General features: G+C 74.2%; 10 protein-coding genes. 5 read left to right on the forward strand and 5 right to left on the reverse strand.

The features are described from left to right. The first annotated feature begins 103 nt into the window (after positions 1-103). Together J4557_RS20510 and J4557_RS20515 are read left to right on the forward strand one after the other, a co-directional pair. Positions 104-898, forward strand: a complete 795-nt coding sequence (locus J4557_RS20510) for a hypothetical protein (RefSeq protein WP_208268326.1) — start codon at positions 104-106, stop codon at positions 896-898. Next, positions 895-2,076: a glycosyltransferase family 4 protein gene (locus J4557_RS20515; protein ID WP_208268327.1), complete on the forward strand. Its 1,182-nt coding sequence runs from the start codon at positions 895-897 to the stop codon at positions 2,074-2,076. Before J4557_RS20510 ends, J4557_RS20515 begins: the two co-directional genes overlap by 4 nt. On the opposite strand, the gene J4557_RS20520 is transcribed toward J4557_RS20515, so the two are convergent. After that, positions 2,073-3,548, reverse strand: a complete 1,476-nt coding sequence (locus J4557_RS20520) for an O-antigen ligase family protein (protein ID WP_208268328.1) — start codon at positions 3,546-3,548, stop codon at positions 2,073-2,075. The genes J4557_RS20515 and J4557_RS20520 overlap by 4 nt on opposite strands. A 222-nt stretch (positions 3,549-3,770) precedes the next feature. Between J4557_RS20520 and J4557_RS20525 the strand changes: the two genes are divergently transcribed. Then, positions 3,771-4,805, forward strand: coding sequence for a CDP-alcohol phosphatidyltransferase family protein (locus J4557_RS20525; protein ID WP_208268329.1), 1,035 nt, complete (start codon positions 3,771-3,773; stop codon positions 4,803-4,805). 28 nt (positions 4,806-4,833) lie between these two features. Here J4557_RS20525 and J4557_RS20530 read toward each other — a convergent pair whose 3' ends face one another. Continuing rightward, positions 4,834-5,895, reverse strand: a complete 1,062-nt coding sequence (locus J4557_RS20530; protein ID WP_208268330.1) for a hypothetical protein — start codon at positions 5,893-5,895, stop codon at positions 4,834-4,836. 134 nt (positions 5,896-6,029) lie between these two features. Here J4557_RS20530 and J4557_RS20535 point away from each other — a divergent pair, with 134 nt between their 5' ends. Further along, positions 6,030-6,914, forward strand: a complete 885-nt coding sequence (locus tag J4557_RS20535; RefSeq protein WP_208268331.1) for a hypothetical protein — start codon at positions 6,030-6,032, stop codon at positions 6,912-6,914. A 50-nt stretch (positions 6,915-6,964) separates the two neighbouring features. Here J4557_RS20535 and J4557_RS20540 read toward each other — a convergent pair whose 3' ends face one another. From J4557_RS20540 to wecB, 3 genes are all read right to left on the reverse strand, one after another. Then, the gene (locus J4557_RS20540; protein ID WP_243776113.1) at positions 6,965-9,124 is read right to left on the reverse strand and encodes a glycosyltransferase; all 2,160 of its coding nucleotides are present in this window, start codon (positions 9,122-9,124) and stop codon (positions 6,965-6,967) included. An 86-nt stretch (positions 9,125-9,210) separates the two neighbouring features. Continuing rightward, entirely contained in the window at positions 9,211-9,945 is a 735-nt protein-coding gene (locus tag J4557_RS20545; protein WP_208268333.1) for a hypothetical protein, read from the reverse strand. Next, on the reverse strand, positions 9,942-11,027 hold the full coding sequence (gene wecB / locus J4557_RS20550; RefSeq protein ID WP_307800105.1) for a non-hydrolyzing UDP-N-acetylglucosamine 2-epimerase: 1,086 nt from the start codon (positions 11,025-11,027) through the stop codon (positions 9,942-9,944). The genes J4557_RS20545 and wecB overlap by 4 nt, the downstream gene beginning before the upstream one ends. A 54-nt stretch (positions 11,028-11,081) precedes the next feature. Here wecB and J4557_RS20555 point away from each other — a divergent pair, with 54 nt between their 5' ends. Then, positions 11,082-12,596, forward strand: coding sequence for a glycosyltransferase family 4 protein (locus tag J4557_RS20555; protein ID WP_208268335.1), 1,515 nt, complete (start codon positions 11,082-11,084; stop codon positions 12,594-12,596). Positions 12,597-12,634 lie beyond the last annotated feature (38 nt).

The following is a 12,634-nucleotide window of genomic DNA, read 5'->3' on the forward strand; positions in this document are numbered from 1 at the left end:
ATACGTGATCGTCCGGCACCGATGCGTTGATAAGCTACCTGCCTGGCACAAGCGACATCGGGGAAGGCTGCGGACATTGGACGCGGTGGCCAACCATTGCCGCGTGGGCTCCGACGACCGCCTGCGCATCCGGTGGCACGACCCCCTGCCGGAGGGGCGGCGGGTCGTGCTGCGGCACCGGGAGTCGGGCGAGACGCGCCCGGCGCCCGTCGCGGCGGACCGGCGGTCGCTGGAGGTGGACGTCGGCGAGCTGGCGGCCGGCACGTGGGAGCCCGTCATCGAGGCGGACGCCGCGGCGGACGGTTCGGACGACGGCACGGCGGGCGGCTCCGCCGGAGGCGCCGCCCGCCCGATCCTGACCGACGACCCGGGCTTCTCGCTGGACGGGCTGCGCGCCTACGCGGGCCGTCCGCGCGACCGGGCCGTGCGGGCGGTGCGGACGCGGAAGGGGCACGCCCGGCTCCGCGTCCGGACGGTCTCCCCGCACGCGGAGGTAGCGGCGGTGCACCCGCACGACGGCGAGATCCGGATCGACGGGTGGCTCGCGTACACGGGCCCGCAGGCCGGCGAGCCCGCGCGGCTCGTCGCGGCGCCGCGCGACGGCGGCGCCGCGGTGACCGGGGAGGTCGTCCTCGACGGGACCGGCTTCCGCGGCCGGCTGGCGGTCGACGCGCTGGCCGCGGCGGAGCCCGCCCTGTGGGACCTGTGGCTCGACGTCGGCGACGTGCACGCCCGCCTCGGCACCTGGCTCGACGACGCGCCCGGCAAGCGCGGCAAGCTGTCCTACCCCCGGCAGGTCGCCGCGCCGGCCGGGCGGGAGATGGCCGTCCGGCCGTACTACACCGAGCGGGACCAGCTGGCGGTCTCCTGCCGCCCGGTCGGGGATGACGGCGCGTGAGGATCACGTTCCTGCTGCTGGAGGCCTTCTCCATCGACGGCACCGTCCGCTGCACCTTCACGCTCGCCGACGAGCTGTCGCGGCGGCACGAGGTCGAGGTCGTGAGCGTGCTGCGGGACCGCGACCGGCCCGTCCTGCCGCTGTCGGGCCGGGTCCGGCTGCGGTCCCTGGTCGACGTGCGGCCCGGCGCGACCGTCCCGTGGCCCCACACCGCGCGCGCCGAGCGGCTGATGCCGGAGCCGTCCGCGATGGTCCACCCGGAGGAGCGCAGCTTCAACAAGTACAGCGCCTGGACCGACGACCGGCTCACCCGCTTCCTGCGGCACCTGCACACGGACGTGCTGGTCACGACACGCGCCGGGCTCAACCTGGCGGCGGCGCGGCTGGCGCCCCGCCGCGTCGTCGTGGTCGGGCAGGAGCACCTCCAGCTCGGCATCAACGAGCCGGGGATCCTCGCGGAGATCAAGGAGTGGTACCCGCGGCTCGACGCGCTCACCTGCCTGACCGCCGCCGACCGGGCCGCCTACGAGGAGCTGCTGCCGCTGGGGTCGTGCCCGGTCCGCGCGATCCCCAACGGCCTGCCGACCCGGGTGCATCCGCGGTCCCGGCAGGAGAACCGGATCGTCGTCGCGGCCGGCCGGGTCGTGTGGATCAAAGGCTACGACCTGCTGATCGACGCGTTCGCGAAGGTCGTGGAGAAGCACCCGGAGTGGAGCCTGCGGATCTACGGGGACGGGCCCCGGCGCGAGGAGCTGCGCCGCAGGGCGACCCGGCTCGGGCTGTACAACAACGTCCTGATGATGGACCCCACCGACGACATGGAGGGCGAGCTCGCCAAGGCGTCGGTGCTCGCGGTGTCCTCGCGCGCCGAGTCGTTCGGGATGACGATCATCGAGGCGTTCGCGTGCGGGCTGCCGGTGGTCGCCTTCGACTGCCCGTGCGGGCCCCGCGAGATCATCACCGACGGCCGGGACGGGCTGCTCGTCCCGCCCGAGGATCCGGACGCGTTCGCCGGGGCGCTGCTCCGCGTGATCGAGGACGAGGAGCTCCGCCTGGCGATGGCCGCGAACGCCGTCGCGGCGGCGACCCGGTTCGACATCGCGGTCGTGGCCGCCGCCTGGGAGCGGATGCTGGCGGACCTGCGCGCCCGCCCGCGCCGCCGGACGGGGCGGCGCTAGGCGCGGAGCGACTCCTCGGCGGCGGGCTCGCCGTCGTCCTGCCCGGGCCCGGGCTCGCCCACCGGGTCCTCGCGGACGCGGCGCGGCGACGGGAGCAGCGCGAGCCCCAGCGCCACGCACGCGAACGGCACGGCGGGCAGCACGTAGCGGTAGTCGAAGTCGGCGGTCGCCGCCGGGATGACCAGCAGCGCGAGGCTCGTCCCCCACGGCATCAGCGCGCCGGTCCCCCAGTGCCGGACGGGCCCGAGCAGCCGCCACCGGGTGCCGCGCCGCCCGACGTGCGGCAGCGCGAACACCAGCCCGCCGAGCAGGACGAGCCCGAGGACGGTGCCGGGCATCGACATGCGGTCCTGGTAGTCCTGCATCTTCCCGGCCCACGGCTGGACGACCTTCGTCTCCCCGCCGGACGGGTCGTACTTCTCGGCGACGAGGGCCTGCTCGTCGTCCCACGACTCGCCCTCGGGGAAGACGTACTCCAGCCACGTCCACGGCGTCGGGTACGGCTCGCGCTTCCAGTCGAAGGACCGCCAGGTGTCGCGGACCACGACGCGCGCGTAGTCGCCCGGCTGCTTCTCGATGGCCTGCTTGGTGAAGTCGCTCGCCATCCGGTTGGCCTGGTCGCCGGTGATCCAGCCGGGGATCCGGTGGAAGGGGGAGTCGGCGGTCCACAGCACCACGAACGCGGGCGCGATCTGCGGGTCCTCGTCCGCCGGCGGGCACATGATCTGCAGCTCGGGGCTCGGCTTGATCTTGGCGCAGTCGGCGAACGCGGCGGTGCGGCCGTACAGCCAGATCGAACCGGCCTTGGACACGGTGAACTGGCCGTAGGTCTCCTTGAACCAGTACATGTAGCCGCCGAGCGGCAGCAGGAAGGCGATCAGCGCGGCGACGAGGGGGCGCCAGCCCGCGCGGCGCAGCAGCATGCCGAGCAGGATCACGGCGATCAGCGGCAGGCCCGCCGACCGGGTCACGGCGGCGAACGCGGCGAACATCCCGGCGAGCGCGCCGAGCCACCAGGTCGCCCGGCGCCGCCACAGCGCCGCCGTCACCGCCGCGAGCAGCAGGAACGTGAAGAGCGAGTCCGACATGAGCATGTGCTCGAGGGCGATCTGGTAGCTGTCCAGGAGCACCGGCACCGTCAGCGCCGCGCCGAGCAGCCCGGGCACGAGGTAGCGCCAGCCGAGCCGCCCCGCGCTCCCGCCGGGCCCGGTGGGCCACGCCGCCCGGCCCGCCCGCCACACCAGCAGGTACACCAGGACCCCGCCGAGCAGCCCGATGGCGTGCTGCACCGCCACCATCACGGTGAAGGAGTGGAACGGCTTCAGCATCCACAGCAGGATCGGGTAGCCGCTCGGACGCGTCTCACCGGGCTGGAGCTTGAGGGCGGCCTCCAGGTAGCTGGGCGAGTCGCCCGTCCAGTGCGGCGCGGGGTAGCCGCGGACCGCGATGATCCGGATCCAGGTGGCCGCCACGAGCACGCAGGCAAAGGGCAATTGGGCAAGAACTGCCATAGGTCTGACGCGCACCGCCAAAGCCTACCCAGCCCGGACCATCAAAACGATCTGGACGGCCGGCGCCGGCGCCCTGCGCGTCCCATGCGTCCCAGTAACGGAGTCACGACTCGGTGACAATGCCGGAGACCGCATCCGGACAGCCGATACCATCGAGCGTCCCGGGACGAAAGGAAACCCTCCATGGCGAACTTCACGCTCGACGACGTTCGGCAACGGACGTACAAGGCGCGTGACGCGTGGTGGACGGTCCTGCTGGTCGACCCGCTCGCCGCCCGCCTGGTGAAGTTCACCGCGAACCGGACCAGGATCACGCCCAACCAGCTCACCGTGGGCGCGCTGATCCTCGGCCTCGGCGCGGGCGCCTGCTTCGCCGCGGCGTCCTGGCCGTGGCTGCTCGCCGGCGCGGTGCTGTACCACCTGTCGTTCACGCTCGACTGCATGGACGGCAAGATCGCGCGGCTGAAGGGCACCGGGTCGGTGTTCGGCGCGTGGCTGGACTACATCTTCGACCGGGTCCGGGTGCTGGCCTGCGCGGTCGCGCTGATGGCCGGGCAGTACGCGGCGACGGGGAACGTCGCCTACGTGTGGACGGCGCTCGGCGTCGTCTTCCTGGACATGCTCCGCTACATGGACGCCCTGGAGATCTACAAGGTGCGCTCGCAGATGCGCACCACGCTGCTGGAGGCGCGCCGGGAGGCGGAGGCGCTGGAGGAGGCGGTCCGGCGGGCCGACGGCCGGGACGCACTGCCCGGTGCGGGCGAGGTCGGCGCGGACCTGCGCTCGGCCGAGGGGGCGCTCGGCGCCGACCCCGAGATGGAGGAGCAGGTCGTCGGCGACACCGAGCGCGCCAACGCCGACCTCCAGGCGGGCTTCTACAAGCGGTTCCCCTGGTACATCCGGATCCGCAACGTGCTCCTGCGGGGCCGGATCCGCCCGCACCTGATCAGCGGCATCGAGTTCCAGATGGGCGTGTTCATCGTCGCCCCGGTGGTCGCCGCTGCCGTGCCGGGCGCGATCATCCCGGTGGTGTGCGTCAGCGCGGCGGGGATGCTGGCCTTCGAGCTGTTCATCATCTACAAGTTCTGGCTCTCCAGCCGGGACTACAGCCGCAGCCTCGCCAAGCTGAACGGCACGATCGAGGGCTACCGGGCGCAGCTGCCCGCCGAGGAGCCGGAGCACTCCGCCGACGCCGCGGTCGTCGGCAGCTCCGGCTGACGGCTCGGGCCGGTTCCGGGCGGAGCGGTCAGGAGACCGAGAGCGGGCCGTCGCGGCAGGTCTCGATGGAGAGGCCGTGCCCGTCGGGCGGGGCGATCGAGACCGTGCCGTCCGAGGCCACGGTGGCGCCGGCCGCGCGCGTGACCGTCTCGCAGTCCAGGGTGAACGCGCGCCGCGGCCCGGTCTCGTCGATGAGCCCGGTGCCGCTCAGCTCGACGGTGCCCCGCTCCCGGTCGACGATCTGCAGCCCGCCGCCCTCGGCGATGACGGCGACGGTCGGGTACTTCCGCACCCGCCAGGCGAGCCTGCGGAAGTCGGAGACCGTCCGGCCGCGGGCCTTTAGGGCGCCGTAGGAGGCTCCGAGCCCGAACGGGCAGTCCTGGGGCGGCAGGCCGCGGGCCTTCGCGCACCGGTCGATGAACGCGTCGTAGGCCTGCTCCACCGCGCGTTCCCCGGCGGGCGCGACGGTGAACCGCGGCGTGACCGGCATGCCGCCGGCCGGGCCGCCGCCGTCATCCGGGAACACGGGCGTCTGCCCCGCCGCGACCCGCACCACGTCCTGGCGGCCCTGGTAGAGGCGGTACAGGCCGGGGAGCAGCCGGTACTCCACGCTGCGGTCCTTGTTCGCGGGATCCGCCAGGAAGGGCGCCCGGACGCCGCCGACCTCGACGTACCGCAGCGCGGTCGCCGCGAACCGCACGCTCGCCAGCGGCTCGGCGATCCGCAGCCCGCCGCGGCCCGTCAGCAGCCGGACGGTCGTCTCGTACCGCCTGTGGTGCTCTCCGACGAGGACGACGGTGACCTCGGCGTCGAAGCCGGAGTCGCTCGTCTGCCTCACGGCGCCGATCTTCCAGTCGCCGAGGGCGCCGGGCGCGAGGAACCGCGCCGCCTCCCCGGCCGGCCGCTCCGTCCTCGCCGTCCGCAGCGCCCCGCCGACGTCGTGCCTCCTGATCGCCTCGAAATAGTGGCGGACCAGCGTCACCGTGCCGGGCTCCCGGCCGGAGCCGTGCACGAGGGAGGCCAGGAGGACTCCGGCCAGGGCGACGCCGCCGCCGAGGACCCACCGCCGTCGGTACCGGAACTCCCGCACGGCCACCTCCCTGATCGTCGCGCGTCCATGAGATGGCATCGCGCCCTCTCCGGGTCCCTTTCCGGCCGGATCCGGTCAGTCCGGAACCGCGGGTTCCCGTCCTCCGCCAGAGTCGGCGGCGGAGGTGATCGACGGTGGGCGACGAGGAGCGGCGGTACGCGACCGCGCGGCTGTACGGGCGGGCCTCCCTGGGGGCGGCCGGGGCCGCGGTGGCGCTCCTGCTCGTGTCCGTCCTTCCCCGGGGCGGCGGCGAACCCGCCGCGCTTGGCACGGCTCCGCCGGCGGAGCCGGTCCCGCGGGCCGTCTCGCTCGCGTCGGCCGCCCCGCGACCGGCGGACGGCGGGACGGTGCGGATCGTCGAGCACGGCTTCACCGCGCTGCGGGACGCGTCCGGCGAGCACCGCGTGAGCTGGGGCCTCGTCCTGGAGAACACCAGCCGGACGTCGGCGGTCTCGGTCCCGGTGACGGTCGGGATCCTCGACCGGCGCGGCGCGCAGCTGATCGGGAAGACCGGCGACTACGCCCGGCACCGCAGCACGCCCTACATCATGCCGGGCGCCCGTTACGGCATCGGCGACGCCACCTACGTGAAGCGGGCCGGCGCGGCCCGCCTCACGTTCGCGCTCGGCGCCGCCGAGTGGCTCCCGCCCGGCGACCCGCGGGCTCCGCGGCTCACCGCGAGCCTCGTCAAGGGCGACCTCTACCGGGTCGACACGATGCAGCCGTTCCTGCTCGGGGATCCGCCGCGCGCCGAGGTGCACCGGGAACGCCGGCACGACCTGGCCGTCACGTTCCGGGTCGACTCCGGCGCGCCCGAGGTCCTGCCCGACGGCCACGCCTCCGCCGTCCTCCGCGACTCCCGCGGCCGGATCGTCGGCGGCACCGGCCCGGCGGACACCGTGACGTGGACCCGCTTCCCGCCGGGCTGGTCGATCCAGCGGATCGCCGCTACGGGAGTCCCGCCGACCGTCGACGTGAAGCGCATCGAGGTCTACCCCGAGCCCTACTACCGCCTCTGAGCCGCGGTGGCCCCCGTCACGCGGCGGCCCCCGTCACGGCGCGGTCCCGGTCACGGGGCGGCGGCGAGGAGCTCGGTCCACTGGCGGCAGACCTCGTCCAGCCCGTAGGCGGCGCGTACCTGGTCGCGCGCCAGCGCCGCGTCCGCCTCCCACCGGTCCAGCGCGACCGTCCCGGAGATCGAGGCGGCCATCGCGGACGGGCCGGCGTGGATCCAGCGGGTGTCGTAGATCGTCTCCGCGCCGGGCCAGCCGAGCAGCGCCGGGACGGCCCCGGACGCCATGCCCTCGGCGGGCGCGAGGTGGAAGCTCTCGTCGTCGCTGGTGGACAGCACGAACCCGATCCGGCGCAGCCAGGACGCCACGTCGCGGCCGTAGGAGTCGAACACGACGCCGCCGGACAGCACCGGGGACCGGCGGATGCGGCGGAACACCTGCTCGTAGTGGGCGCGCTCCTCGTCCTTCTGCCAGATCCACCAGTACTCCCACGGGAGCTTGGACTTGACGAAGAGGGTGAAGCGCGGGTCGTCGCGGCGCAGCTCCTCCAGCGCGTCCAGGGCGAGGTCGAGGCGCTTGCGGGACGGCGCGATGCCGATCATGCCGAGGTGGTGCTCGGCGCCGGCGAGCTTCGGCCGGTCGAGCTGCCGGTCGTCCACCCAGTTCGGCACCGTGGTGATCTTGGACATGGGCCAGCCGAGGATCTCGTGGGTCAGCCGCGCGTAGTGCGGGCTGACGCAGATGACCTGGTCGACGGCGTCGATGTCGAGGTGCCGGGGCCAGCGCGCGTACAGCTCGAAGCGGTGCAGCCGGACGACGAGCCGCTGGCCGGGCCGCTTGTGCTGGGCGAACCAGATCGCGTTCGGCCCGCACCACTCGCAGACGATCACGTCGGCCCAGTCGACGAGCTCCTGGCTGCGCTCCTCGTCGTGGACGCGGAGCGCCGCCCACGGGTCGACGCGGACCTCCATGTCGGGCCGCGACCTGAGGTAGTCGAGCAGGCGGGTGAAGAACTTCAGGTCATGGCCGGCGACGCCGACGCGCAGGCGGCGCCCGCCGGCGGGCGGCTGCGGGGCCGGGGCGCCCGCCGAGGCGGAGCGGCGCTCGTGCTCCTCGGCCGCGGCGAGGACGGCGGCGGACGGCTCCGGGAACGTCTGCGCGAGGCAGTCGCGCAGGCGCCCGGCCGCGGCGTCCAGCGTGAACCCGGCGGCGGCCGTCCGGCACCGCTCGGCGGCGAGCGTGTAGACGTCGGGGTTCTTGCCGATGATCGTCAGCGCGTCGAGGACGTCGTCCTCGGTGGCGGAGAACAGCGGGTAGTCGACGCCGAACAGCCGCTCGTGCATCGGCGTGCGGTTCAGCACGACGGGGACGCCGAGCGTCCCGCACTCCAGCACCTTCGTGGACAGCTCCAGGCTCGCGTCCATCTCCGGGTGCCGCCAGGACAGCCCGACGTCGGACGCGGCCGTCAGCCGCATCGCCTCCGCGCGCGGGTGGCCGCCGTGCCAGACCACGCCCTCCCCCGACTCCAGCGCGGTCCGCATGCGGGTCGCGAACCCGGGGTCCTTCGGGTCGTCGTGGATCTTGTCGCCGACCATGTGCAGCTCGGCGTCCACGCCGCGCATCGCGAGCAGGCGCGGCAGCGACGTCATCTCGTAGGTGTTCCAGCGCGGCGCGAACTTGCCGGTGTAGACGAGCTTGAGCGCGCGGCCGTCCGGGGTCCCGTCGGGACGCGGTTCGAGGCCGTCGGGCAGCACGACGACGGGTGGGAAGAGCACGCTCTTGCCCGCCGTCGCGGGGACGGCGCTCTCCAGGAAGCCGCGCAGCTCCTCGGTCTGGCAGAGCAGCACGCGGGACGCGTCCGCGATGCGGCGCAGCTCGCCCTTGGCGGAGCCGCTGAACTCGGCGGCGGACTGCGGGACGTCGGTGAGGTACGTCCACAGCCGCCCGGCGAGCGGGCCGCCGGACAGCTTGCCCGCGAGGCGGCGGCCCCGCACGACGACGAGGTCGAACGGTTCCGGCTCGTCGACGCGGGCGAGGATCGCGGCGGCCTGCTTGGCCGGCATGCCCGCCTCCCCCGCGACCAGCCCTTCGGCGTGCGGGCTGCGGACGGTGACGCCGGGCAGGGCGCGGAGCGGGTCGACCAGCCGTCCGGTCCGGACCGGGGCCTTGAGCACCAGGGTCACCGCGCAGCCGGCACGGGCCAGCGCCTGGACCATGCCCTGGGCCCAGATCGCCGATCCGTCGATCAGGTTCAGGTCGACGTCGCCGTAGACGAGGGCGCGAGGTGGCACAGCAGTTCCTTTCAACGAGGCAGCGTCATTTCCGGGGGCGGGCCCCCGGACCCCCCGGGCCGCGCCCGTTGCGAGGGTTCGAGCAGGTCGTGCAGCCGGTCCGGCGTGGACGCGGCGGCGTCCCAGTCCAGGAGCGCGAGCGTGGCGGGCGGCGCCTCCCCCCACAGGACGAGCGGCAGCGAGCGGGCCGCGGCGATCTGGCGGACGTCGTGGAGCGCGCGGTCCCGGTCGTACATGCCGGGGACGCCCAGGTAGGCCCACGGCCCGCCGGGCTCGCCGGCCGCCGCGTCGACGACGACCAGGTCCACGTCCGCGGTGTCGAGGACGATCGTGGCGTCGTGCGGGTAGAGCGGGATCACCTTGGCGTGCTCGCGGAGCGCCGCGGCCGTCGCCGGCGCGAAGATCCCCGCGATGACGATCCCGTCGTACGGCGCGGCGGCGAGCAGCCGGTCCTCGGGCCGGTCGATCCGGTCGAGCTGGAGCCGGTCGCTCCCGGACGGCGGCGGTCCCTGCTCGGGGCCGTTCCGCTTGCGCCAGAGCCGGTACAGCTCCTTCGGCAGCCGGGTGCCGCGGCGGCGCGGGCTGCGGGCCGCGCCGGCGACGAGCCGGCCGAACTGGAGCGCGACCGAGGTCTCCAGGGCGCCGAGGCGCCGCTCCAGCTCCTGGACGCGCGCCTCGCGCTCCCGGAGCGCGGCGCGCAGCCGCGCCGCCTGCCGGTTCGCCTTCGCGCCGTCGGCTCCGCTCATCCGAGGGCTCCGTTCTCGCCGAGGAAGTTCATGACCACTTCCGCGATCCGGGGGCCGGCGTGGCCGTCCCACAGCGGCGGCCTGCGGTCGCCGGCCTGCGCGCCCGACTCCAGGACCTTGCGGACGCCCGGCACCAGCTCCTCGAAGGTGACGAGCCGGTTGGTCCCGTGGGTGATCGTGATGGGCCGCTCGGTGTTCGGCCGGACGGTCAGGCACGGCACGCCGAGGATCGTCGTCTCCTCCTGCAGGCCGCCGGAGTCGGTGACGACCGCCGCCGCGCCGCGCACGGCCGCGATGAAGTCGATGTAGCCGAGCGGTTCGAGGACGTGCACGCGGTCGTGGTCGTCGAGCCCGGCGGCCAGCAGGTTCGCGCGGCCCCGCGGGTGCACCGGGATGACGAGGTCGGCGAGGTCGGCGACGCCGTGCAGGTGCCGGACGAGCGCGGCGGCGGTCCCCGGCGCGTCGACGTTCGCGGGCCGGTGCATGGTCGCGAGGACGTACCGGTCCGGCAGCCCGTGCGCGTCCCGGACGCGTCCGGTGTCGAAGGAGTCCAGGTTGGCCAGCAGCGTGTCGATCATCGGGTTGCCGACCAGGTGCGCCCGCTCCACCGGGACGCCCTCGTTCGCCAGGTGCCCGATCCCCTCGGGGCTCGTCACCAGGCAGATGTCGGAGAGCTGGTCGGTGAGCCGCCGGTTCACCTCCTCCGGCATGGTCATGTCGAAGCTGCGCAGCCCGGCCTCCACATGGGCGACCGGGATGTGCAGCTTGGCCGCGACCAGCGCGGCGGCGATCGTCGAGTTCACGTCGCCGTACACGATGACGAGCACCGGTGAACGGCTCGTGAACTCCCGTTCAAGGCCGACCATGAGGGCCGCGGTCTGCTCGGCGTGCCCGCCGGAGCCGACGCCGAGGTTCACGTCGGGCTCGGGCAGCCCCAGCTCGTCAAAGAAGATCTCCGACATCCGGGCGTCGTAGTGCTGCCCGGTGTGGATCACCGCCTGGTCGGCTCCGGCGGCCCGCAGGGCGCCGATGACCGGCGCCGCCTTGACGAAGTTGGGGCGCGCCCCGAGGACGTGCACGATGGGTGACACCACAATTTCCCTTCTGTTCATCAGGGTTGCCTACGCTCCGTCGCCGTGCGGAACCTTGCCCTGAAAAAGCCGGTTTACCTGCTGGGACTCACCTGGCGTCAGATCCGCGACGATCCCGGGCGGGCGCCCCGGCTGGCGGTGCGGCTGCTGGCCCGGGCGGCGCCCGGGCCGCTCGGCGGGCGCCGGCTGCGCCGGTCCCGGCTGGCGGTGCCGCGGCCGCGCGGCGCCCGCCGGGAGAACGCCGAGCTGCGCGCCCTGCTGGCGCGCACCCCGCCGGCCTCCGGCCGCGCCGCCCGTCCCCGGAACGGTTCCGGGACGTGCGTGCTGCAGTTCGTGACGAACGCGCTGCCGGCCACGAACGCCGGCTACACCGTCCGGACGCACCGGATCGCGCTGGCGCAGCGGGAGGCGGGGTTCGACACCCATGTCGCGACGCGGCTCGGGTACCCGCTCAGCCAGGGCGTCGGCGACGTGCGGGCCCGCGTGGACGTCGACGGCGTCCCGTACCACCGGCTGCTGCCGTGGCTGCCGCCCGCCGGTCCGGTGCGGGCCGTGGAGAAGGGCGCCGACCTGGCCGGGCGGCTCGTCGAGCAGCTCCGCCCGGACGTCCTGCACGCGGTCAGCAACCACCTGAACGCGGCGGTCGCGCTGGAGCTGGGGCGCCGGCACGGGCTGCCCGTCGTGTACGAGGTCCGCGGGTTCCTGGAGGACTCGTGGCTGTCGCGCGATCCGGCGCACAGCGCGTCCGACGAGTTCTACCGGCTGACCCGCGAGCTGGAGACGCGCCGGATGGCCGAGGCCGACGCGGTCGTCACGCTCGGCGAGGCGATGCGGGCGGAGATCGCGTCCCGCGGCGTCCCCGAGGAGAAGATCTTCGTGGTGCCGAACGGGGTGGACGAGGCGTTCCTCGAACCGCTGCCGGACGCCTCCGGCCTGCGCGCGGAACTCGGCATCGCGGCGGACGCCACCGTCGTGGGCCTGACGTCGTCGTTCTACGGCTACGAGGGCATCGACACGCTGATCGACGCGGCGGCGCTGCTGCGCGACCGCGGCGCGCCGGTCACGCTGCTGCTGGTCGGGGACGGCCCCGAGCGCGGCGCCCTGGAGCGGCGGGCGGCCGGGCACGGCGTTCACGCCGTGTTCACCGGGCGGGTGCCGATGGGTTCCGTTCGCCGCTACCACGCGCTCCTCGATGTCTTCGCGGTTCCGCGCCGGGCGGACCGGGTGTGCCAATTGGTGACGCCCCTCAAGCCGCTGGAGGCGATGGCCGGGGGAATCCCCGTCATAGCCAGTGATGTCAGGGCACTTCGCGAAATCGTGGAACCCGGCGTGACCGGCGCGTTAACAGTTCCGGAAAACGCGGAAGCATGGGCGAATTGTCTGGAAGAGCTGGCTTACAGTCCCGAAAGAAGGCGAAAAACAGGACAGCGGGCCCGGGAATGGGTTCGGGCGGAACGCACCTGGCGGGCCGTCGCGATGGGATACCGGGCCGCCTACGGCCTGCGGCCCCCGGTGGGGCAGCAGGGACCGACATCGCCTCGATCGAATCGCCATACCTGACATCCGGGAGCGCGCCGGGCGCGCGCACCGATCTCGAA

This window comes from Actinomadura nitritigenes (assembly GCF_017573545.1).
Lineage (GTDB): Bacteria > Actinomycetota > Actinomycetes > Streptosporangiales > Streptosporangiaceae > Spirillospora > Spirillospora nitritigenes.

Excerpts from the sequence above, each read along its gene's own strand:
- J4557_RS20540 (WP_243776113.1), bottom strand. The coding sequence starts at position 9,124 with ATGGTCCAGGCGCTGGCCCGTGCCGGCTGCGCGGTGACCCTGGTGCTC.
- J4557_RS20525 (WP_208268329.1), top strand. The coding sequence starts at position 3,771 with ATGGCGAACTTCACGCTCGACGACGTTCGGCAACGGACGTACAAGGCG.
- J4557_RS20545 (WP_208268333.1), bottom strand. The coding sequence starts at position 9,945 with ATGAGCGGAGCCGACGGCGCGAAGGCGAACCGGCAGGCGGCGCGGCTG.